This is a genomic window from Paenarthrobacter sp. 10N417 (assembly GCF_056394745.1).
In genome coordinates this window covers 114614-136149 of record NZ_JBFTIL010000021.1, presented here as the reverse complement: position 1 = coordinate 136149, position 21536 = coordinate 114614, and the positions used below count along the sequence as shown (strand labels likewise).

Sequence of the window (21536 nt, the reverse complement as noted above, 5' to 3'; positions counted from 1 at the left end):
AGGCCGGCGGATGTGAGAAAGGATCCGTCAGAAGGCCGGCGGATGTGAGAGAAGGTCAGAGGAGGCGGCGCTCGGCGGCCCACTTGGTGAGTGCGTGTCGACTGGAGAGCTGCAGTTTCCGGAGCACGGCGGACACATGCGTCTCCACGGTCTTGATGGAAATGAACAGCTCCTTGGCCACTTCCTTGTAGCTGTATCCGCGCGCGATGAGTCGCATCACTTCCAGCTCGCGCGCCGAGAGGCGGTCCAATTCGTCGTCCGCGATGTCCGCCGGTGCAGTGCCAAAGGCGTCCAGCACGAAACCAGCAAGCCGGGGTGAGAAGACGGCGTCGCCATCGGCCACTCGGATCACGGCATCGGAAATCCCGGCACCGGAAATCGTCTTGGTGACGTAGCCTCGGGCACCAGCCCGGATCACTGCCACTACGTCCTCGGCTGCGTCTGAAACACTGAGTGCCAGGAAGCTGGTGGTGCCCAGGAGCGCAGCGGACCCCGCAATGACCTCGCGCCCTCCGCCGCCCAGGCCGCCGGGAAGGTGGACGTCCAGGAGGACAACCTCGGGCCGGGTTTCCGCAATGACAGCGATGGCCTCCTCGACTGTGCCCGCCTCGCCCACGACGTCCATGCGGTGATCGAGATCCGCCTTCAGCCCGGAACGGAAGATCGTGTGGTCATCAACGATCACCACACGCACACTGCGCGGCTCACCGCTTTGGGAAGTGTTGTTCATTGCCGTGGTTCTCCGTTCCGTACTTCACGGTTCCGTATGTCAGTACTGCGCACATCCCCAGTCCGCTCCCCGGTGCGCACATCTCCAGTGCGCCTATCGCCGCCATCGGCGTTGAGCGAAGGGAGGGCCAGCCGCACTTCGGTTCCGTCCCTGCTGCTGTTGATGGTTGCCGTGCCTCCGTGACGCTTCATGCGGCCGATAATTGATTCCTTGACGCCCAGCCTGTCGTCGGGGACCGCTTCCAGGTCAAATCCCGGACCGCGGTCCTTGATGAAGACCTCGGTGCTGCCTGCTGTGCTCTCCATGTAGACGGATACTGTTCCGCCAGCGTGCCGGGCCGCATTGAGCATGGCTTCCCGGGCTGCCTGGACCAGTGCCTCGTGCCTGTCCGTCATGTCGGCGTCGCCCACGGTTACCACCTCCACGGCCTGGCCGTGGGCATCCTCGACTTCGGCGGCCACGGCTTTGATCCGCTCGGCCAGCAGCCCGGCATCCTTGGCGGCATCAGTGAAGAGCCAGGACCGAAGTTCACGTTCCTGCGCCCTCGCCAGCCGAACAACGTCCTGCTCCGAGCCTGCCCTGCGCTGGATCAGCGCAAGGGTTTGCAACACTGAATCGTGCAGGTGGGCTGCGATCTCCGCGCGCTCGGTTTCCCGTACGCGGCCCGCCCGTTCAGTCTCGAGGTCCTTCCAGAACTTCAGTCCCCACGGCAGCAGGACCAAGGCAACGCCGCCGAGGACAGCAATGGACGCCAGGAGCGCCAGCCAGGTCTGCTCCCAGGATCCCGATCCGGACACCATGACCAGGACCCCGGCCACCACCAGCGCAAGGCCAGCCGCCAGGCGGACCCAGCCACCCGCCTGGTCGGCCCTGGTCTTGTCCACCAAGCCGGCCCTGCGGGTCTCGTCGAGTTGCATCCATGCGATCGCCGCGCCGCCCAGAATGGCAGCTGCGGGAATCAGCGTTCCCAAGGGCACATCGACGCCGAACTGGCGTGCAATCAGGATCGCCGCCACCAGGAGCAGGCCGGCGCCGAGCAGAATCTCCTTGCCGTACTGGATCCGCCGAAAGTTAAACCGGGAAACTGGTAACGCCCGGCTTCCCGGTTCGGTCCAACCGCCGGCCGGAGCTGCCGTGCTGCTGCCAGTAGTTGTCGCATCGAACGGTGGGCGCCCAGGCAGTGCACCTACGCCAGTTGCAATATCCCGTACCGGAAGGTTTCCACTCACCGCTGGAATGCCGGCCACTGCTGGTGCGGGTCCGGCGTCGGGCGCTTTGGGCGCATGCGGCACGGCAGTGACGTCGGGGGGAAGGCTGACTGCAGGAGCAATAGGCGACGCCGGCCGGCGGGCATTGCGGCGCGCGCTCTCATCCGCGGTGGGAACCATGGTCCAGAGCCACGCGTAGAAGGCCAGCCCCGCTCCACCGGCGAAGCAGGCAAGGACCATGCCCAGCCGGACATACTTCACGGGCCAGCCCAAATGGTCGGCCAATCCGCTGCAGACGCCGGCGATCATGCGGTCGCTGCTGCGGACCAGCGGCGGGCGTTGTACAGCGGTTGTCATGTACCAATCCAAACACGGATCAGGGTTGCCCGGACCTGAATCCGGCGTTCTTCGGGGGTCCCTCAGGGATCATTCAGGGTATCCCCCAGTAGAGGGCAGGGTACCCGGGACGGCAGGATCGAAGTATGAACGCGAACAGCATGAACCCAGAGGGATCCGGAACGCCTGGCAATGCCGGCACACCCGATCCCGACGCCAACGCCGGCACTTCCGCCGGCGCATCGGCGGGTCCCTCCGCCGGCGCCCCCGGGGAACCGTCCACCCACTCCTATCCTTCATCCGGTACCGGTCCCGCTGCACCCCATACTGCACAGCAGCAGAACTTCTTCGACTGGATCCGCAGCCAGGGTGTCCGCCGCGGGCCGGACCGCTGGATCGGTGGCGTCTCCAGCGGAGTTGCGCACCGGTTCGGCATCGATCCCCTGATTGTTCGGGGCATCTTCATCGTCCTGGCACTCTTCGCCGGCATTGGCGTCCTGCTCTACGGCCTGGCGTGGGCGTTGCTGCCTGAACCTGACGGCCGCATCCACGTTCAGGAAGCAGCCGCCGGGCGTTGGTCAGGCGGCATGACGGGTGCCTTGATCACCACGATCATCGGCCTGCCCGGCCTGGGTCGCGGATTCTGGGGCTGGGGCTGGAACGGCCTTCCGGGCGTGCTGTGGACGCTCTTCTGGGTGGGCGGCGTCATCTACCTCATCTACTACCTGGTACAACGCAACAAAGGACCGAAGGCAGCCCGGCCCATGAACCAGCAGAACTTCGCGGCCACTTCTTACGGAACGGGCACTTCCTACGCAACGGGCACCGCCTACGGAGCCCCCACGGCCTACGGAACCCCAACAGCCACCGGGACAAGCCCTGTTGCCGGGACCAGCACTCCTACCGGGACCAACAGCGGCGTGCCGGTGTACGGTCAAGGCCAGCCAGGCACAAAGCCGCAGGATCGTGCGGCTGGCCCCTACGAGCCATCAGGTCCGCGGCCTCCCTACGGCCGCACTCCTCCCTACGGACCCACTCCTCCGCAGGGCGGCCAGCCTTTTAGCGGTCAGCCCCACAACGGTGAACCCAAGCCGCCGCGCGCCAGGCGCAAGGGTCCCGGGCCAGCGATAGTAGCGGTTACTGCGGGTGTGGCACTGCTGGTTGGCGGCACCTTGAAAGCGCTGGACGCCGGCAACATCATCGAGCTCGGCACCGCAGCCAACGCCGTCGTGTGGGCAACGGGCGCAGCCGTACTGGGTTTGGGCATCCTCTTTGCAGGCTTGCGGGGACGGACCTCCGGTTTCCTCGGTTTCCTGGCAGTAGTGGCCCTGATCATCGGTGGAATCTTCAACGTTGTCCCAAGGAATGGTGATCGCTTCACCTTCCATGACGTGAACTGGGCACCAGTAAGCATCGAGCAGGCCCGGCAGGGAGTCGACGTCACCGGCGGCAAGGGAACAGTGAACCTGGACGACCTCGCCCTGATGCCTCCACTGACCACCGAAATCGTGGTTCCCGTGGACGCCACCTTCAGCAACGTCACCGTCATCATCCCGAAGGACGTACCCGTTGAGGTCAGGGCGGATATGACCTTCGGCAACCTGAACGAACACGGCTCGGACCGCGGCGGCCGCCTCCAGGACGAGCGAACGGTCTACAACGCCGAAAAGCCGGGAGCCAACCTCGTGGTGGAGATCGACGGCACATTCAGCAACGTGACCATCCAGGAAGGAAACTGACATGAGCACGAACGAGCCAAGCAAGGCACGCGAAGCAGGGGAAAACAGCAGTGATGCCAAGAACCCGGTGGACACCACTCCGCTCGCCAAGGAACCGGCACCCTCACCACGACTCCAGCCAATACCGCTCACGCCATCGCTTGAGCCCGCCTATCGGGTGGAACGGACCATCGACGACGACGAACCGCAGCAGGCGCGGATCGGCACCGTGGTGTGGGGGTTGATTGTGATTGCCCTGGCCGCTTTGTTGGTCATCTCCACCCTTGGTTGGGTGGTGCTGGACGGCACCTATGTACTGATCGGCCTCATGATCGGCGCGGGCGCAGCCCTGGTCATCGGAGGACTCCTTGCCGCCCGCAGGAGTGCGGGCAAATCAAAGACTCCTGCCGAGTAGCTGCCCACAGATCGAGACAGGTACTTACGTGACAAAGCAACCACAACAAGGAAGTCTGTAGCCATGGACAAGTTCTTCAGCATCGTCAGGGGCTTCGGCCTGAAGCGTGGACCCCAGCGCTGGCTGGGTGGCGTCTGTGGTGGCATTGCCGCGAAGCTCAGGGTGGATGTGGCATATGTCCGCGTGGCTTTCCTGCTCTTCTGCCTCTTGCCAGGACCAGCGGCGGTGTTCTATATCCTCGCCTGGCTCATCCTGCCGGACCAGAAGAACAGGATCGCGCTGGAGTCATTCATCAGCCAGCGTTCCCGTTAGGCGCGCAACGATCGGCAACTTCGACGTCAGCGACACAAAGCGCCCCGCCGCAGCGGGGCGCTTTCGTTGTTTTCAGGGAGATTTCCAATACCGCACGGCCGGGGTCAAAAGTAACCATTTGTGTCCCACCCCACATCGACGTCTACAATCGTTGGGAGCTCAGCGTGGCGCTCCAGACGTATTCCTCCAAGCCATGAGTGAGCAAACATGAAAATTGGCATTCTTACCAGCGGTGGCGACTGCCCCGGACTCAATGCAGTAATCCGGGGAGCGGTCCTGAAGGGGATCGCAATCCACGGCCAGGAGTTCGTGGGTTTCAAGGACGGTTGGCGCGGCGTTGTGGAAGGTGATGTCATCGACATCCCCCGCACCTTGGTCCGCGGTATCGCCAAGCAGGGCGGCACCATCCTGGGCACCTCACGTACCAACCCGTTTGAAAATGGTGGTGGCCCGGACGTCATCAAGGCCCACATGGAACGCCTGGGCATTGACGCCATCATCGCAATCGGCGGCGAAGGTACTCTGGCGGCAGCAAAACGGCTCACTGATGCCGGACTCAAAATTGTTGGTGTCCCCAAGACCGTGGACAACGACCTCGACGCAACGGACTACACCTTCGGCTTCGATACAGCGGTTGAAATCGCCACCGAAGCAATCGACCGCCTCCGCACCACGGGTGAGTCCCACCACCGCTGCATGATCGCCGAGGTCATGGGCCGTCACGTCGGCTGGATCGCCCTGCACGCCGGAATGGCCGCTGGTGCACACGCCATCCTTATCCCGGAACAGACGGTCAGCATCGAGCAGATCACCGAATGGGTCCAGGAAGCCCACGACCGTGGCCGCGCGCCGCTGGTGGTGGTAGCAGAGGGCTTCGTTCCGGACCACATGGAATCTCCCCACTCCGAACGCGGACTGGACACTTTTGGCCGACCCCGACTGGGTGGAATCGCCGACCAGCTCGCGCCGGAAATCGAAGCACGCACAGGCATAGAGACCCGCGCCACCATTCTTGGCCATATCCAGCGTGGCGGCGTACCAACTGCCTATGACCGCGTCCTTGCAACCCGCCTGGGCATGGCAGCCATCGATTCAGTGGTGGAGGGCCGTTGGGGCACCATGGTGGCCCTGAAGGGGACAGACATCTCCCACGTTGGTTTTGAAGAAGCGCTGGGTAAGCTCAAGACCGTTCCCCAGCACCGCTACGACGAAGCGAGTGTGCTCTTCGGCTAGTCGGCTAGGCTGAATCCATGACTCTTGAGCCCACGTCCGCTGCCATTATCCAGCTGGCGTGGGCTCGCCATTTGGGGTTCGACGACGACGCTTTCGCCGCTGCTGCTGCCCGGGCCACCACTTCTGCGGTGGACCCGAGCGACCCCTCAGACCGCATCACCCGCCTCGATGAATCGGCGCGGGCGGTTGTTTTCCTGCGCCTTTTTGGTGCCTCGGCGTTGGTGGGACCACAATGGGTCCTCGACGCAGCCGCTGGAATTCCAGACACCGAGCTTGCCCAGCATGTGACGCTGTTGACCCTCACGCGGTCGCACGGTGGACATGGCCTCGGGTCCTCAGCCTTGTTCTTTGCCGACGACCTCCCGCTCAATCAACCCTCCGAAGACCTCACGGTCTCCAGAGGCAATCCGGAGGCGATCGCGCTGGAAGGTCTGTGCCCCCCGGATGACGTCAACGAAGTGGGCCTGCAAGCCCTGGAGCACCGCTTCACCATCATGCACCCCGAAGAAGAGCAGCCCACTCCCGTGGCCTGTGGGGCCTACTCCGAGTGGGAGGGAATCCTGGCCAACATGGGCGTCCTGGTAGCACCGCCCTGGCGCCGGCGGGGCCTGGGAACGCTGGCTGCATCGATTGCTGCCCACGAGGCCCTGGCCGCGGGGCTGACGCTCCAGTGGAAGGCCGATGTCAGCAACAGCAGCGCGCTCGCGATGGCCCGTAGCTTGGGATTCGCCACTGGCGGACTCCATGCGAGCGTGCTGCTCGGCTAACAAAGAACCGAACCGGCGCAGTTTTCCGTCTTGGCTGGCACAGATCCTGCCCCTGTCCGGGTCAGGACCAGCCCAAGAATGGGCTGGTCCCCGCCGTTTGCCGCGCTACTTCCGGACAGTTTCCTGCGGAGCCTCTTTTGCAGCAGCACCGCCCCATCCTTCAACGGACTTTGGCTTCGCGAAGAACATAGCCACCACTGCTCCGAGGAGAATCGCACAGGCGGGCAGCACGATCGACTGGCTCATCGCCGTCGAGAATCCTGCATGCAGCGCCTCTGGCAGGGCACCGTTCATGGAAGCTTCGTTGGCCGGGGCTCCTGCCGGCGCCGCGGGCAACTCGGCCGCAAGCCGGGCCTGGATCAGGGCGGCAATGGCCGCAGATCCAAGGACTGCCCCGATCTGTCGGGTGGTGTTGAACACGCCCGAACCTGCGCCCGCTTGGCGTGGCTCAAGGTTTCGGGTGGTCGCATTGGATACCGGCCCCCAAATGAAGCCATTGGCAACACCCTGGAGGGCGCTGGGAAGCAGGAACATCCAAATGGGAGTATCCGGCCGCAAGAGTGAAGCTGTCCAGAAGAGCGCTCCTGCGAGGCAAACGAGGCCGAAGGACGCGAACCAGCGCGGGTTGGCTCGATCGATCAGCTTACCCACGACCGGTGCCAGGCCGCCGGAGATCACTGCCATGGGAATCATGAGCAGCGCTGATTGGGTGGGGGTCAGGCCCCGCACCACCTGGTAGTAGAAGATGGTCGGCAGCGGGAACGCCGTCACTGTGAAGCCGACAACCATGATGGTGGTGTTGCCCAGGGAGAAATTGCGGTCCTTGAACAAAGCAAGCGGCAGCAGCGGTTCCCCGCCTCGCCTGCCCAGTAGCCACTGCCAGAAGACGAAGAGCACCAGGACGACGAGCCCTGCGATGATCAAGCCCCACACGGTGACGGCGCCGGTGACCGTTCCCCACTTGTAGGTTTGGCCCTCCTGGATGCCGAAGACCAAAAGAAACATACCGACGGCGGAGAGCACCACGCCCGCGACGTCGAATGAATGGCTGTGCGTAGTCAGCTTTGGAACGAAACGCGTGACCATGACGAAAGCGACAATTCCAATAGGGACGTTGACGAAGAAGATCCACTCCCACCCCAGTCCGTCCACCAGCACACCGCCCAGAATAGGGCCTACGAGAACAGCCATGCCGGCTGTCGCTCCCCAGAGTCCCATGGCGGCGCCCCGACGGTCCGGAGGAAAAATACGTGTGATGACTGCCATGGTCTGGGGCGTCATCATGGCCGCGCCGAGTCCTTGGACTGCGCGGGCGGCGATCAGCATGGTGACGTCGCTGGAGAGGCCGCACCACAGCGAAGCCAAGGTGAAGACCACCAGGCCGATCAAGTACAGGTTCTTCGGCCCGAAACGGTCACCCAACCTGCCGGTGATGAGAAGGGGCACTGCATACGCCAGGAGGTATGCGCTGGTAACCCAGATGACGGCATTGATATCGGTGTTGAGGCCCTGCATGATCCGCGGATTCGCGACCGACACGATGGTGGTGTCGATAAGGATCATGAAGAAGCCTATGACGAGTGACCATAGCGCGGGCCACGGCTTAGCTACGTTTTCCAAGGGATTCCTTCGGCTGGTGTGAAAGTTCGGATGGAGTTGGCTCCGGTTCGCCCCAGGGCAGGATTCCGCTGCCCAACTCCTCGAGGAGGCCGCGGATCCACGCGATCTCCGTGCGACGTAATGCTTGTTGGTAGGTGATGTCGAGCCAGTACTTGCGGTCAAGGCCCTTCGCCCTGACCGCTGTTTCCGCGCTGACGAGGAAGTCGAGGTCGGCGCCGAGTGCTCCGAGCCGCTGTTCAAGGAGGCCTGCCACCACCTCTTTGGGGAGGTGGTGCGCTTCAGCAATGGCGTGCGGAAACACCGGGTAGTCATTGACGGGCGTGGAGAGCATGGCTTTAACTCCCGCGTCCAAGGCATCATGACCGGCCAGGGTGATGCGGTAGGTGGTGCGTTCAGGACGGTTGCCTTCGCGCTCCGTTCCGGTAGCCTCAACCAGTCCGTTAGCCTCCAAACGGCCCACTGCGTGGTAAAGCGTGCCCGGCCGGACCTTAACGAGCCGATCCTCATGACGGGCCATCAGTACTTGAAACATCTCGTAAGGATGCATGGGCTTTTCAGCCAGGAGCGCCAAGGATGCCACGCCAAGAGGCGTTAAGTCAGCAGCTTTCGGCACGGCAGAAACCTTTCTCACATATATTCCACTACAACTATTCCACGTGGAATATATAGACGCAAGAAAGCCCGGCTGCCGTAGCAACCGGGCTTCTCCGAACCATTCGCCCCTTAGCCGAGAAGGGCCAATATTTCGGTCCGGGCAAACATACTGGCCGCTTCGCGCGCGGTGGGAGTTCCGGCGTCGGGGTCTGCTCCTGCGTCCAGCAGCGCCCGGGCGACGCCTGTGTATCCCTTGAATACCGCCCCGGCAAGCGGGGTCTGACCACGGTCATTGGGGGTATTCACATCAGCGCCGTGGTGCAGAATCAACTGCACGGTTTCCTCATGCCCGTGGTAGGCAGCAAGCATCAACAGGGAATCACCGGACGCGTTGGTGAGCGTGGCCGGGGCACCGGCGTTCAGGTAGCTCCGAAGCATCCCGGTGTTGCCTTCGCGGGCGGCATCGAAGAGCGCATGGGCCAAGGCGACTGCTTCGTCGTCGGCGTCCCTATCGGTGTTGTCAGACTCGGCTTCGGATCCAGTGCTGTGACTCGGTTGGCTCATCGGTGGGGTCCCTTCAGGAATCCGGTTTGGCGCCCGACGACCTGGCCGGCGTCGGGGGCGACGATCACTTCCTGGGCTGCGATGTAAGGCTCCTCGCCGTCAATGACTGTCAAGGTTTCATCAGCCGGAACGGAGCGCTTGATGACAGCCAAAGCGACGGGGCCCATCTCGAAGTGCTGCGCCACAGATGTCAGAGTACCCACCTTGCGCTCCCCCGCAAATACGACACTGCCAACGGCCGGAAGCGTGTGCTGCGAGCCGTCCAGCTGCAGGAAGACGAGGCGCCGCGGCGGGTGGCCGAGATTGTGAACGCGCGCGATGGTCTCCTGGCCCTTGTAGCAGCCCTTGCTCAGGTGAACTGAAGTACGAATAAGGTCCAGCTCATGCGGAATGGTCTTATCATCAGTCTCCGCACCGAGACGCGGCCGCCATGCGGCAATCCGCAGGGCATCGGCGGCCATGGAGCCAGCCAGGGGCAGGCCTTCGACCACGGATTCCAAGTCTGCCGCCGGGACGAGATATTCGAACCATGGGCGTTCGAGCCCAGGGTGCGACTCCTCCGGGACAGTGCTGTAGGAATAGCCGCCCGGGCCTACATGCGGCCACGGATCTTCCCAAACCAAGGAGCCGGCCAGCTTCTCCATGCGCTTCGTGGCGCCAAGGACAGCCCAGTCACCGGAGACATCCGCGATCTCCACGCGCAGCATGAATTTCATCTTGTTCAACCACTCGGCCAAGGGTGCCGCTTCTGCGGACTCCACGATCAGCCAGGTGGTTTCACCGTCGTCAAGAACCCGGGCATCGAACTCGATGCGGCCCTGGACACTGAGCAACAATAATTCGCTGCCTACCCGCGGCTGGAGGTTGGTCACTTGCTGCGAAGAAAGCGTGTTGAGCCAGCTGAGGCGGTCCGGTCCGGACACGGTCACCACGCCCCGGTGCGAAAGATCCACGACGGCGGTTCCGGTTGCCAGGGCGCGTTGCTCCCGCAGCGGCTCGCCGTAGTGGGCCGCGACGCCGGCATCCAGGCCGGTGTCTTCGACAGCGCCAGGGCGCGACAACAGGGGGCTCTTGTAAGTCATATGTAGTAGAAGTCCTTGCGGCTCAGTGGTATTCCGGAACTCGGTGGTATTCCGGAATCAGCGGTATTCCGGGTTCTCGAAATCGAATCGTGTGCCGGCTTTCCATTCCTGCGGAAGGTTGCCATAGGCAGGGATGCCACCTGCATCCCTGAGGAGGCGGGCCAGGTGCATCAAGTTCCAGGACATGAACGTGGTGTTCCTGTTGGTAAAGTCACTCTCCGGACCACCGGACCCTTCGTCCAGGTAGCTGGGCCCTGGGCCGACGGGGCCGATCCAGCCGGCGTCGGCCTGCGGCGGGATAGTGAAGCCTACGTGTTGGAGGCTGTACAGGACGTTCATGGAACAGTGCTTGATGCCATCTTCATTGCCGGTGATGAGGCACCCACCCACTTTCGGGTAGAACGCCCACTGGCCCTTGTCAGTGAGTTCGCCCGAGTGTGCGTACAGACGCTCAATGAGCTTCTTGGTCTGGGAAGAGTTATCGCCCAGCCAGATGGGACCTGCCACGACCACGATGTCGGCCTCAGCGACCAACGGATAGATCTCAGGCCATTCATCGGTTTTCCAGCCGTGCTCCCGCATGTCCGGGTAGACGCCGGTGGCGATATCGTGGTCAACGGTACGGATGAGGCGGGTAGTGACACCCTGCTTTTCCATGATGTCGCGGCTGATCCGAATCAACCCATCGGTGTTGCTGAGCTGCGGCGAGGGTTTCAAGGTGCCGTTGAAGAACACGGCCTTGAGTCCCTCGTAGCCTCCCGGCTTGAGGTGGTTATTCACTATCTGCTCCTTTGCTCGTTGCGTGTGGAACGTTCAGTGACACCTCGTGCCGGGCGTCAGGAAACCCTGTGCAGGAATGCAGAAGCGTGTGCTTCCAGTGCCTTGCCGTTGGCGGCAACGTCCCAGCGCCACAGGAGATTGCCGTCCACCAGGCCAAAGATCCTTGTTGCGGCGGTGTACTCCTTGGAGTGGCTCCCGCGCATCACCATATCCGTGGTGAGCTGGATCTGCGGTCCCTTGATCTGGCCGTAGTAGAGCTCGGTGATTCCGCCGGGGTGGGCAATCGACACGGAGATATCGAAGCCGCCTTCTTTGTTCCGGCGTTCTTCGACCTCATCTGCGGTCTTGAGCACAGGCACAATATCCGCCGGGATAAGTCCGGGACCGCCGTCGCCTTCCTGGAGCTTGCGTTCCAAGGCCCAGAACCCGGTTTCAACGGTCAGCGGGCGCAACTTTGTGCCAGCGTCGTCGCTGATCCAGGTCTCGGCCCTGTACTGCAGGTACGGCAAACCGTTATGGGTAAAGGAAACGTGCTGGACGAAATGCTCCGAATCCTCATCACCACTGCCGAGCCGGCCGCGGCCTTCCCACTCACCAATGAGCCAGGAAAGCGGGACAAGTTCAGGCGTCAGGTCTGTTGGAATCTCAATAGGCACAACGACTACCTCTTTTGGACTGCAGGATCAGAAGGCTTTACTTCTGGCCCTTGAAAAGGCGGTAAACAACGAAACCCGCAAACCACGCCATGGCAATGCTTGCCAGGCCAAGGAGAACGAGGAAGAAGATTTCAAATGCGAGTACAGACATGATGCAATCCTAACCGTTAGTAGATGAGTAGTTTGTCTATGAAGTAGGCCAAGGCTCCGACAGCCCAAACCGGTGCCACACCCATTCCCACTGCGGCGGGAATATTGAGCCGCCCGCGCCTGAGAGTGGTCATGCGCCGGAAGCAAACGAGGACCGACCCGACCACGACGCCCACCAGGGCAGCAGGCAGGACGGCGATATCGGAAAAAACAAGTCCGGCCAAAGGGCCCATAAGACCGGCCATGACGATGCCAAGGGGAGCCACGATCCGGTCCGGCCATCGAATGACGCCTACCAGGAGTGCCACCGCCGCACTCAGCCCGGCAACGAGGACCATTTCCTTGACGCCGTTGAACCGGGCGCCCGCAATCCATCCTGCACCGAGGCAATTCAGCAGGACGCCGGCACAACAGCCGAGCGTGGATTCCAGGCGCTGTGCCTGTCCCGTTCCCCGCACGAGCTGGATGATGAACACGGCCATGACCCCCAAGGCAATGAACGCGGGGGTACCATCCAGGAATCCGGGAGCGGGCATGTAAGCTGCCGTCACTGCGGACCCGGCACCGGCCAAGGCAATGACGGAGGCCAGGGTCTTCTTGGCCGGAACTGCAAGGAAATGCGGCCAACCAAGCCCTACAGCCGCGGACGCCACGATGCCAACGCCCACCATGGCTTCCCGGGAAACGAAGGTGCTGGCCACGATGGCTGCGAGCGCCACGAGTCCGAATACCCCGATGCTCCAAGACTTCACTGTGTGCCCGACCTCAATTCGATGCGCCTTACGACCTCCCGACAATCCTGCCTTATGGCGGGCGAATATGTCGTAATTCCGGTGGCAGCCCGTCACGAATCCCTGACTGGCGGGGCTCGGGTGGGTATACTCGGACTTCAACGGCGCACACTGTTTGCCTTCATCCCGTTACAACGGGCAAAGGCTTGCCAGCTGCCGTGACCGGCCGGTGAAACTCCGGTTTCGACGCCCGATGATGCGCGTACAGCCCATTGGAGGAACTATGTCGCACATCCTGCTCCTGACGAACAGCACCGGCTCTTCGGTGGACATTCTGCCTGCCCTTGAGCTGCTCAACCACCGCGTTCACATTCTCCCGGCAGAACCGACCGCGCTGCTCGAAACCGATCCCACGGACATCGTGTTCCTGGATGCCCGCAAGGACCTGGTGGGGGCACGCTCGCTGACGCAACTCCTGAAGGCCACCGGACTTAGCGCCCCGCTCATGCTGATTCTTACCGAGGGCGGCATGGCTGCCGTTTCCTCTGCCTGGTCAGTCGATGACATCGTGTTGGACTCTGCCGGCCCTGCTGAGGTCGAAGCCAGGATCCGTCTGGCCATGGCCCGGGCTGTGCCAGGCGAAGAGGAAACCCAGACGGAGATCCGCGCTGCCGGCGTCGTTATTGACGAAGCGAGCTATACCGCCCGGGTCAGCGGCCAACCCCTGAACCTGACGTTCAAGGAATTCGAGCTCCTCAAGTACCTCGCCCAGCACCCGGGACGCGTGTTTACCCGCCAGCAGCTGCTGACCGAAGTCTGGGGCTACGACTACTACGGTGGCACCCGCACCGTAGACGTGCACATCCGACGCCTCCGCGCCAAGCTCGGTGTTGACCACGAGAATCTCATCAGCACGGTCCGCAACGTCGGTTATCGCCTGACGTTGGTCAGGCTGCCGGATGACGAACTTTCGGAAGCGTAAGCCCGCGTCCACGGCAGAGGCGAGTCCACTGCAGAGACGAAAAAGAAGAGGCCAGGATTCACATGAATCCTGGCCTCTTCCAATTTCCGTGGAGGACATACGGGTCGAACGTATCGAGGCCACCCCACTGGTGGATCCCCCCTGTGTTGACTACAAAGCCGAACGAGATAACGAGACTACAGGCGTTTCAGGGGGACTTCAAATTACAGTGCTTGCCCGGGACGTATAGCCTTGCATCATGAGTCACGCGCACCCCGAGAACTGGCCAGTACTGCTCGTCACCGGCGCCCTCGATCCCGAACTCCTCAAGGACTTCAGGACCCTCGCAGCGGCGGCCGAGGAATCGGACGGCAACCCTCCCCTGTCCGAACAGACACTGGTGATGCTGCGTGGCGCCGATGCCGGGGATCACTCTGTCTTGTCGCTTGCCCTTTACGCCCCGGATGAGGATTCAGATCCGGCGACGGGAGAAGATCTGGCGGGAATCGCCGTCGTCGTTGAAGCGCCCGGCCCGTCAGGAACAACGGGTGTCCTTGAACTGGCTGTCCACCCGAGCTACCGCAATCAGGGCGTGGCGGGCCGCCTGCTGGAGGCGCTGGAGGGCAAACGCGGTTTTGACGGGTTAAGCGCTTGGTCCCATGGCAACCATGAGGGCGCGGCGGAGCTGGCCACGCGCTTCGGCTACGGTCCTGTGCGGGAACTGTGGAAAATGCGGCTGATGTCCTCCACGTCCGCACTGCCCGACGTCGGTCTTCCAGACGGAGTCTCACTGCGCACCTTCGTGCCGGGACAGGACGAGGAAGCCTGGCTGGCGGCCAACCGCGCGGCATTCTCGCATCATCCTGAGCAGGGTTCGATGACACGGGCCGATCTTGAGGCCCGCCAGGCCGAAGATTGGTTTGATCCGGCAGGCTTCCTTCTGGCCGTCAATGATGAAGGCGAACTGCTGGGGTACCACTGGACCAAGGTTCACCCACGACAGGGACCGCATCCCGCCATCGGCGAGGTTTACGTGGTGGGTGTCACGCCTGAAGCGCAGGGCCTGGGCTTGGGCAAGGCACTCACCGTGGCCGGAATCAGGTATCTGCAGGACAAGGACCTGCACGCCGTCATGCTCTATGTCGATGCCGACAACAAGGCCGCCGTGTCCCTATATCAGAAGCTTGGCTTCGTCCGCTGGGACACCGATGTGATGTATGGACCTTTAACCAAGAATTAACCTCAGCATCCCGCTGCAAGGAAAGCCCGGGACTTCTTGGATTCGGGCACTGAAATTGCTTGTAATGTGGGAGGAAACCCCGTCCTGAGCTTAGGAGAACCCCCATGCAGCCGGACCCCGTCGGCACCGCCGGATCCACTTCGAAGGGCGCCACACTGCCCCCACGCTTCGGATCATCGGAAGTCCCGGCTTCACGAGCCACCCAGGACCGCATTGACATCCCGGAATTTGCGCCGAGCCTGGAACCCGAAGGCGACATCTCGCCTGACCGTTTCCTGGATCGTGAGCTCAGCTGGCTGGCATTCAACTCCCGCGTTTTGGAGCTCGCAGAGGATCCGGACCTCTTCCTCCTGGAACGCGTGAATTTCCTGTCGATCTTTGCCTCCAACCTCGACGAGTTCTTCATGGTCCGGGTTGCCGGTTTGAAGCGGCGCATCGCCACCGGACTTGCTGTTCCCTCCCCTGCGGGCTTGAGCCCCATCGAGGTGCTGGAGCAGATCGGCGAGGAGGCGCACAAGCTCCAGGAACGCCACGCGCGTGTCTTCGCCGAGCAGATCCGTCCTGCCCTGGCCTACGAGCACATCCACATCATGCACTGGAATGAATTGGATGAAGACGCCCGCCACCGGATCAGCATTATGTTCCAGGAGAAGGTCTTTCCCATCCTGACGCCGCTGGCCGTGGATCCCGCGCACCCCTTCCCCTACATTTCCGGCCTCTCGCTGAACCTTGCGGTGATTGTCAGCAACCCCATCAGCGACAAAGAACTCTTCGCCCGTGTGAAGGTTCCGGACCAGCTGCCCCGCCTGATTTCCGTAGACGGTCCGCGCGCAGGTGCCATCCCTGGCCGCGTTGCCCGCTTCATCGCGTTGGAAGAAGTCATCGCAGTTCACCTGGACAAGCTCTTCCCCGGCATGGAAGTCCTTGAGCACCACACCTTCCGCGTCACCCGCAACGAGGACCTCGAGGTAGAAGAAGACGACGCCGAGAACCTCCTCCAGGCGTTGGAGAAGGAACTCCTGCGCCGCCGTTTCGGTCCTCCTGTGCGCCTCGAAGTCACCACGGACATCAACCCGAACATCAAGGCTCTGCTTATCCGGGAACTCGGCGTGGAAGAGTCCGAGGTTTACTCCGTACCCGCACCCCTGGACCTCCGTGGTCTCTCTGCGATCAGCGCCATTGACCGCCCTGACCTCCACTACCCCAAGCATGTTCCGCACACGTCCCGGTATCTCAACGAATCCGAAACGTCCAAGGCGGCCAACGTGTTTGCCGCCATGCGCCGCCGCGACATCCTGCTCCACCACCCGTACGACTCGTTCTCCACCTCGGTTCAGGCATTCCTGGAGCAAGCGGCGGCGGACCCCAAGGTCCAGGCCATCAAGCAGACCCTGTACAGGACGTCCGGTGACTCCCCGATCGTTGACGCCTTGATCGACGCCGCAGAGGCGGGCAAGCAGGTTCTGGCGCTGGTGGAGATCAAGGCCCGCTTTGATGAGCAGGCAAACATCTCCTGGGCCCGGAAGCTGGAACAGGCTGGCGTGCACGTTGTGTACGGCATTGTGGGCCTGAAGACCCACTGCAAGTTGTCCCTGGTGGTTCGGCAGGAAGTGGACGGCCTACGACGCTATTGCCACATCGGTACGGGCAACTACCACCCCCGGACGGCACGCTACTACGAGGACCTCGGCTTGCTCACCGCCAACGAGCAAGTGGGCGAAGACCTGTCCAAGCTGTTCAACCAGCTGTCCGGATACGCGCCGAAGTCCACGTTCAAACGCCTGCTCGTGGCGCCGCGTTCCGTACGTGCCGGCCTGATCGAAAGGATCGAAGCGGAGATCCGCAACGCCCGCGCCGGCGTTCCTGCCCGTGTCCAGATCAAGGTCAATTCCATGGTGGACGAAGCCATCATCGACGCCCTCTACCGTGCCTCACAGGCCGGCGTGAGGGTGGACGTGGTGGTCCGCGGCATCTGCTCCCTCCGGCCAGGCGTACCTGGCCTGAGCGAAAACATCACGGTCCGCTCCATCCTCGGCCGATTCCTGGAACACTCCCGCGTCTTTGCTTTTGCCAACGGTGGGGATCCCGTGGTGTACATCGGATCCGCAGACATGATGCACCGCAACCTGGACCGACGTGTTGAGGCACTCGTCCAGTTGGCCAGCAAGGAAGACACCGCAACCGTGGTGGACCTCATGAACCGTTACGTGGACGATGCAACGGCGAGTTGGCACTTGGACAACCAAGGTCACTGGACCAGGCACCACCTTGACGAGGAAGGAAAGCCCCTGCTGGACATGCAGTCCTGGCTCCTTGCTTCCCGGTCACGCCAGCGTGCAGCGGCCCGGCGGTAAGGGAACCAGTTGAAAAGCGATACCCCCGTGGCGGATCAGACGGACCACCCCGGTGAACGGGTGGCCGTTGTTGCGGCCGGCGCCATTCCTTGGCGGATTCAGAAGGGTGCCCTTGAGGTGCTCCTGATCCACAGGCCCCGCTACGACGATTGGTCCTGGCCCAAAGGAAAGCTCGACGACGGCGAAACAGTTCCGCAGTGTGCCGTCCGTGAAGTGCATGAGGAGATCGGCCTTAACAGTTCGCTCGGCGTGCCGTTGCCACCCATTCATTACCATGTCACTGCCGGCTTGAAAGTCGTGCACTACTGGGCCATGCGGGTCAACGGCGAACAGCTTCGCCCCGACGGCAAGGAAGTAGACAGCGTCATGTGGTGCAGCCCGGACAGGGCTGCATCCTTCCTCAGCAACCGCACGGATGTGGAGCCCCTCGAGTACCTCGAGAAGGCACACATCCGGGGCGAACTCGATACATGGCCGCTCGTATTGATCCGCCATGCAAAGGCAAAGCCCAGGTCCTCCTGGACCAAGGCCGAGGGGGAACGTCCGCTGGCCGCTACTGGGCTGCGCCAGGCCGCGGCCGTCCAGCGCCTGTTGGAAGTGTGGAAGCCGCAACGGATAGTTACCAGCCCGTGGACCCGATGCGTAGCAACCATTGCCCCCTACGCAAAGGCAAGCGGAGCGAAGGTAAAGCTGGTTGAAGCCCTCACTGAGCACCACCACAACCGGTCACCCAAGAAAACTGCCGCCACGGTGGAGGCCCTGTTCGATAAGCAGGTGCCAATCGCTCTTTGCACGCATCGCCCGGCGTTGCCCACCGTGTTGAACCAATTAGGCCAGCACATGTCCGCGGCTTTGCGGGGCTTGCTGCCCACGTCCGATCCGTTCCTTTCCCCGGGCGAGGTCATCGTCTGCCAGGTGGCCAGGGGCTCCGAGCGGAAGATTGTGTCCGTGGAACAGGTCAAGCCTTTCGACGACTGACCACGAACAGACGTCGCGCCGGGATCGGTGACGAGACACTCATCGATCTACTGAGGGCCCGCATGGTCGAAACCAGTAAGCTGGACTCGTGAGCATCCCCACCCCGTATGAAGACCTCCTGCGCGACGTCATGGCCAACGGCACGCACAAGTCGGACCGCACCGGAACCGGAACGCGAAGCGTCTTCGGCCGCCAATTGCGCTTCGACCTCAGCGAAAGCTTCCCGCTCATCACCACCAAGCGGGTCCACTTCAAATCCGTGGCAGTGGAGCTCCTGTGGTTCCTTCGCGGCGATTCGAACGTGAAGTGGATGCAGGACCAAGGCGTTTCCATCTGGGACGAATGGGCGGATGCCGACGGCGAACTCGGCCCCGTGTACGGTGTGCAGTGGCGCAGCTGGCCCACGCCCGACGGTGGGCACATCGACCAAATCTCCGAGCTCATGGCCAACCTGGCCGCCAACCCGGATTCCCGGCGACACATCGTCTCCGCCTGGAACGTGGCCGAGCTCAAGGACATGGCGCTGCCGCCCTGCCATGCGTTCTTCCAGTTCTATGTAGCCGATGGCAAGTTATCCTGCCAGCTGTACCAGCGCTCTGCAGACACTTTCCTGGGAGTCCCGTTCAACATCGCCTCCTATGCTTTGCTGACGTGCATGGTTGCCCAGCAGTTGGGCCTTGAGCCTGGCGAGTTTGTCTGGACAGGCGGTGACGTCCATGTTTACGACAACCACGTGGAGCAGGTCACCGAGCAGCTCACCCGAGAACCGTACGAGTATCCGCAGCTGAAAATCCTGCGCAAGCCGGACTCCATCTTCGACTACACGCTGGATGACTTTGAAGTTGTTGGCTATCGGCACCACCCCACCATCAAGGCGCCGATCGCGGTATGAGCACTCCTCCATCCGACGCTCCTTCCCAGCTTCCCAGCGTCATCTTCACCCAGGAAACCGCGGCCAAAATGACCGGCATCGGCATGATCTGGGCCCAGACCACATCCGGTGTGATTGGCAAGGACGGCTCCATGCCGTGGCACCTCCCCGAAGACCTCAAGCACTTCAGCCAGCTGACCACGGGACACCCCGTCATCATGGGCCGCAAGACCTGGGAATCGTTCCCGGACAAGTACCGGCCTCTGCCCGGGCGCACCAACATTGTGGTGACCCGCCACCCGGAGTGGGCTTCTACGCCTGAGGCCGAGGGCGCCGTCGTGGTTTCCTCGCTGGACGCAGCCTTGCTGGAATCCCAGTTCGCACCCGGTGGCCAGAAGGTTTGGATCATCGGCGGCGGCCAGATTTTTGAACAGTCGATGGGAATTGCCAACGTTGCCGTCGTCACCATCATCGATGCCGACTTCGACGGCGATACCTTCGCGCCTGAACTCGGCGACGACTGGACCTTTGATACTGCCGCGCCGGCCGAAGGTTGGCTGGCCGCCAAGAACGGCACACAATACCGGTTCACCACGTGGCGCCGGACGGAAAGCTAGGAACGCCCGCATGCTGAAGAAACCCGAAACTTTGTTCGTGCTTGGTTTCATGCTGCTGCCGCTTTTCGCGCTGATCTCAGCCATTGTGGGGCTGACCATGATTCTTGGCGGCAACCGCATCGTTGGCATCATCGTCTTGATCGTCGTCACGCAGGTCTTCACTTTCGGCGCGTTCTTTGCCTTGCGCAAGCGCAAAGCCGTCCTGCTGCAGGAGCCCGACGCAGGGAGCTAGGCTCTGCGTGCCGGCTTGCCTGCCGCTGTGGGCGAGTGCCGGCGTCGTGCATTGCGTGCGTGACGTAACCAACAGCGGCACTTTGCTGCGAAAGTTTAGACTGGGTAAATGACTACAGCAGCTAATCCGTCCGTTGGACTGGTCGGTTGGCGTGGCATGGTCGGCTCCGTCCTGATGCAACGTATGCAGGACGAGAACGACTTCGCCAACATCAACCCGGTATTTTTCTCCACCTCGAACGCAGGAGGTGCCGCCCCTTCCTTTGCTGACGGGGCTGGCAAGCTCGAGGACGCGTTCGATATTGAGACGCTTGCCAAGCTGCCGATTATTGTTACCGCCCAAGGTGGCGACTACACCAAGCAGGTTCACGGCGAACTCCGTAGCCGCGGCTGGGATGGCCTCTGGATCGATGCTGCCTCCACCCTGCGCATGAATGATGACTCGATCATCGTGCTGGACCCCATCAACCGCGACGTCATCGATGCTGGCCTGTCCGGCGGCGTGAAGGACTACATCGGCGGCAACTGTACGGTTTCCTGCATGCTCATGGGCCTCGGCGGGCTGTTCAAGAACAACCTRGTGGAATGGGGTACGTCCATGACGTACCAGGCTGCCTCCGGTGGCGGCGCCCGCCACATGCGCGAGCTCCTGAACCAGTTCGGAACCCTCAACAACGAGGTAAGCAGCGAACTGCAGGATCCGGCCTCAGCCATCCTGGAGATCGACCACAAGGTCCTCGCCGCTCAGCGCACCGGCGTTGACGCTACCCAGTTTGGCGTTCCGCTGGCCGGTTCACTGATTCCTTGGATCGATGCCGACCTCGGCAACGGCCAGTCCAAGGAAGAGTGGAAGGCAGGAGTGGAGACCAACAAGATCCTCGGAACGGGCAAGGGTACCGCGGGCAAGGACCACATCGCCATGGACGGCCTGTGCATCCGCATCGGCGCCATGCGCTCCCACTCCCAGGCCCTCACGCTCAAGCTGCGCGAAGACCTGTCCGTCACGGAGATCGAAAACCTCCTGGCCAAGGACAACGAGTGGGCCAAGGTTGTTCCGAACACCAAGGAAGCCTCCATGGCAGACCTGACTCCTGTGGCTGCCTCCGGCACCCTGGACATTCCCGTTGGCCGTATCCGCAAGCTCGAAATGGGCCCGGAGTACATCAGCGCCTTCACCGTTGGCGACCAGCTCCTTTGGGGTGCAGCCGAGCCCCTGCGCCGCATGCTGAACATCGTCACGGGCAAGCTCTAGGCCCTTTCCGCGCTTCTACGTCGTCAACCCGCTGTTCCGCTGCTGCCCAGCAACGGAACAGCGGGTTTTCTACGTTCTACCCGTGAGGACGCGGTTGCCAAGGCCGCCGGCAACAAGTTCTGGAGTCGAGGCCGCG

At 62.4% G+C, this 21536-nt stretch carries 22 protein-coding genes; 13 read left to right on the top strand and 9 right to left on the bottom strand.

Translation table 11 applies throughout. From position 1 onward, the window contains the following. Nucleotides 1-55: 55 nt before the first annotated feature. Nucleotides 56-730 carry a LuxR C-terminal-related transcriptional regulator gene (locus tag AC1DCM_RS21630; protein WP_477519671.1) on the bottom strand — a complete coding sequence of 225 codons (675 nt, stop codon included), beginning with the start codon at nt 728-730 and terminating at the stop codon, nt 56-58. Further along, nucleotides 727-2295 carry an ATP-binding protein gene (locus AC1DCM_RS21625; protein WP_477519670.1) on the bottom strand — a complete coding sequence of 523 codons (1569 nt, stop codon included), beginning with the start codon at nt 2293-2295 and terminating at the stop codon, nt 727-729. Before AC1DCM_RS21625 ends, AC1DCM_RS21630 begins: the two co-directional genes overlap by 4 nt. A 125-nt stretch (nt 2296-2420) precedes the next feature. Here AC1DCM_RS21625 and AC1DCM_RS21620 point away from each other — a divergent pair, with 125 nt between their 5' ends. The 5 genes from AC1DCM_RS21620 (at nt 2421) to AC1DCM_RS21600 (ending at nt 6719) form a co-directional block, all read left to right on the top strand. Further along, nucleotides 2421-4013: a PspC domain-containing protein gene (locus tag AC1DCM_RS21620; protein WP_477519669.1), complete on the top strand. Its 1593-nt coding sequence runs from the start codon at nt 2421-2423 to the stop codon at nt 4011-4013. Between the two features lies 1 nt (nt 4014). Continuing rightward, the gene (locus tag AC1DCM_RS21615; RefSeq protein WP_477519668.1) at nt 4015-4407 is read left to right on the top strand and encodes a hypothetical protein; all 393 of its coding nucleotides are present in this window, start codon (nt 4015-4017) and stop codon (nt 4405-4407) included. A 63-nt stretch (nt 4408-4470) separates the two neighbouring features. Next, complete coding sequence (locus AC1DCM_RS21610; protein ID WP_216925069.1) at nt 4471-4719, top strand: PspC domain-containing protein; 249 nt, start codon at nt 4471-4473, stop codon at nt 4717-4719. A gap of 207 nt (nt 4720-4926) precedes the next feature. Beyond that, nucleotides 4927-5952 carry an ATP-dependent 6-phosphofructokinase gene (locus AC1DCM_RS21605; RefSeq protein ID WP_223934019.1) on the top strand — a complete coding sequence of 342 codons (1026 nt, stop codon included), beginning with the start codon at nt 4927-4929 and terminating at the stop codon, nt 5950-5952. Nucleotides 5953-5969: 17 nt separating this feature from the next. Beyond that, on the top strand, nt 5970-6719 hold the full coding sequence (locus AC1DCM_RS21600) for a GNAT family N-acetyltransferase (RefSeq protein ID WP_477519667.1): 750 nt from the start codon (nt 5970-5972) through the stop codon (nt 6717-6719). Between the two features lie 105 nt (nt 6720-6824). Here the strand turns inward: AC1DCM_RS21600 and AC1DCM_RS21595 are convergent, their stop codons facing one another. The 7 genes from AC1DCM_RS21595 to AC1DCM_RS21565 form a co-directional block, all read right to left on the bottom strand. After that, complete coding sequence (locus AC1DCM_RS21595) at nt 6825-8339, bottom strand: DHA2 family efflux MFS transporter permease subunit (protein ID WP_477519666.1); 1515 nt, start codon at nt 8337-8339, stop codon at nt 6825-6827. Further along, nucleotides 8323-8952, bottom strand: coding sequence for a PadR family transcriptional regulator (locus tag AC1DCM_RS21590; RefSeq protein ID WP_477519665.1), 630 nt, complete (start codon nt 8950-8952; stop codon nt 8323-8325). Before AC1DCM_RS21590 ends, AC1DCM_RS21595 begins: the two co-directional genes overlap by 17 nt. A 110-nt stretch (nt 8953-9062) precedes the next feature. Further along, the gene (locus tag AC1DCM_RS21585) at nt 9063-9497 is read right to left on the bottom strand and encodes an ankyrin repeat domain-containing protein (RefSeq protein WP_477519664.1); all 435 of its coding nucleotides are present in this window, start codon (nt 9495-9497) and stop codon (nt 9063-9065) included. Continuing rightward, nucleotides 9494-10579 (bottom strand): CAF17-like 4Fe-4S cluster assembly/insertion protein YgfZ, encoded by a 1086-nt coding sequence (gene ygfZ / locus AC1DCM_RS21580; protein WP_477519663.1) that lies wholly within the window; start codon nt 10577-10579, stop codon nt 9494-9496. Before ygfZ ends, AC1DCM_RS21585 begins: the two co-directional genes overlap by 4 nt. 57 nt (nt 10580-10636) lie before the next feature. Next, nucleotides 10637-11359, bottom strand: a complete 723-nt coding sequence (locus AC1DCM_RS21575) for a flavodoxin family protein (RefSeq protein WP_477519662.1) — start codon at nt 11357-11359, stop codon at nt 10637-10639. A 56-nt stretch (nt 11360-11415) separates the two neighbouring features. Then, a complete protein-coding gene (locus AC1DCM_RS21570) occupies nt 11416-12015 on the bottom strand; it encodes a nitrobindin family protein (protein ID WP_477519661.1) in 600 nt (199 codons plus the stop codon). Between the two features lie 167 nt (nt 12016-12182). Further along, the gene (locus AC1DCM_RS21565; RefSeq protein ID WP_431115973.1) at nt 12183-12917 is read right to left on the bottom strand and encodes a permease; all 735 of its coding nucleotides are present in this window, start codon (nt 12915-12917) and stop codon (nt 12183-12185) included. Between the two features lie 262 nt (nt 12918-13179). Between AC1DCM_RS21565 and AC1DCM_RS21560 the strand changes: the two genes are divergently transcribed. The 8 genes from AC1DCM_RS21560 to asd all read left to right on the top strand — a co-directional run bounded on the left by AC1DCM_RS21560 (nt 13180) and on the right by asd (nt 21400). Continuing rightward, nucleotides 13180-13878 (top strand): winged helix-turn-helix transcriptional regulator, encoded by a 699-nt coding sequence (locus AC1DCM_RS21560; protein WP_216925061.1) that lies wholly within the window; start codon nt 13180-13182, stop codon nt 13876-13878. Between the two features lie 238 nt (nt 13879-14116). Then, entirely contained in the window at nt 14117-15097 is a 981-nt protein-coding gene (mshD, locus tag AC1DCM_RS21555) for a mycothiol synthase (RefSeq protein ID WP_477519660.1), read from the top strand. A 104-nt stretch (nt 15098-15201) separates the two neighbouring features. Next, nucleotides 15202-17451: an RNA degradosome polyphosphate kinase gene (locus tag AC1DCM_RS21550; protein WP_442004037.1), complete on the top strand. Its 2250-nt coding sequence runs from the start codon at nt 15202-15204 to the stop codon at nt 17449-17451. A 9-nt stretch (nt 17452-17460) separates the two neighbouring features. Beyond that, on the top strand, nt 17461-18429 hold the full coding sequence (locus AC1DCM_RS21545; protein WP_477519659.1) for an NUDIX hydrolase: 969 nt from the start codon (nt 17461-17463) through the stop codon (nt 18427-18429). Between the two features lie 88 nt (nt 18430-18517). Next, a complete protein-coding gene (locus AC1DCM_RS21540; protein ID WP_477519658.1) occupies nt 18518-19321 on the top strand; it encodes a thymidylate synthase in 804 nt (267 codons plus the stop codon). Then, nucleotides 19318-19917, top strand: a complete 600-nt coding sequence (locus AC1DCM_RS21535; RefSeq protein WP_477519657.1) for a dihydrofolate reductase — start codon at nt 19318-19320, stop codon at nt 19915-19917. Before AC1DCM_RS21540 ends, AC1DCM_RS21535 begins: the two co-directional genes overlap by 4 nt. 10 nt (nt 19918-19927) lie before the next feature. Continuing rightward, entirely contained in the window at nt 19928-20149 is a 222-nt protein-coding gene (locus tag AC1DCM_RS21530) for an NF038396 family protein (protein ID WP_477519656.1), read from the top strand. A gap of 108 nt (nt 20150-20257) precedes the next feature. Next, nucleotides 20258-21400, top strand: a complete 1143-nt coding sequence (gene asd / locus AC1DCM_RS21525) for an aspartate-semialdehyde dehydrogenase (protein WP_224165018.1) — start codon at nt 20258-20260, stop codon at nt 21398-21400. Nucleotides 21401-21536 lie beyond the last annotated feature (136 nt).

Coding starts and splice junctions, on each gene's coding strand:
- AC1DCM_RS21585 (WP_477519664.1), bottom strand. CDS start 9,497: ATGAGCCAACCGAGTCACAGCACTGGATCCGAAGCCGAGTCTGACAAC.
- AC1DCM_RS21535 (WP_477519657.1), top strand. CDS start 19,318: ATGAGCACTCCTCCATCCGACGCTCCTTCCCAGCTTCCCAGCGTCATC.
- ygfZ (WP_477519663.1), bottom strand. CDS start 10,579: ATGACTTACAAGAGCCCCCTGTTGTCGCGCCCTGGCGCTGTCGAAGAC.
- AC1DCM_RS21620 (WP_477519669.1), top strand. CDS start 2,421: ATGAACGCGAACAGCATGAACCCAGAGGGATCCGGAACGCCTGGCAAT.
- AC1DCM_RS21550 (WP_442004037.1), top strand. CDS start 15,202: ATGCAGCCGGACCCCGTCGGCACCGCCGGATCCACTTCGAAGGGCGCC.
- AC1DCM_RS21530 (WP_477519656.1), top strand. CDS start 19,928: ATGCTGAAGAAACCCGAAACTTTGTTCGTGCTTGGTTTCATGCTGCTG.
- AC1DCM_RS21610 (WP_216925069.1), top strand. CDS start 4,471: ATGGACAAGTTCTTCAGCATCGTCAGGGGCTTCGGCCTGAAGCGTGGA.
- AC1DCM_RS21630 (WP_477519671.1), bottom strand. CDS start 730: ATGAACAACACTTCCCAAAGCGGTGAGCCGCGCAGTGTGCGTGTGGTG.
- mshD (WP_477519660.1), top strand. CDS start 14,117: ATGAGTCACGCGCACCCCGAGAACTGGCCAGTACTGCTCGTCACCGGC.
- AC1DCM_RS21605 (WP_223934019.1), top strand. CDS start 4,927: ATGAAAATTGGCATTCTTACCAGCGGTGGCGACTGCCCCGGACTCAAT.
- AC1DCM_RS21615 (WP_477519668.1), top strand. CDS start 4,015: ATGAGCACGAACGAGCCAAGCAAGGCACGCGAAGCAGGGGAAAACAGC.
- AC1DCM_RS21560 (WP_216925061.1), top strand. CDS start 13,180: ATGTCGCACATCCTGCTCCTGACGAACAGCACCGGCTCTTCGGTGGAC.
- AC1DCM_RS21625 (WP_477519670.1), bottom strand. CDS start 2,295: ATGACAACCGCTGTACAACGCCCGCCGCTGGTCCGCAGCAGCGACCGC.
- AC1DCM_RS21600 (WP_477519667.1), top strand. CDS start 5,970: ATGACTCTTGAGCCCACGTCCGCTGCCATTATCCAGCTGGCGTGGGCT.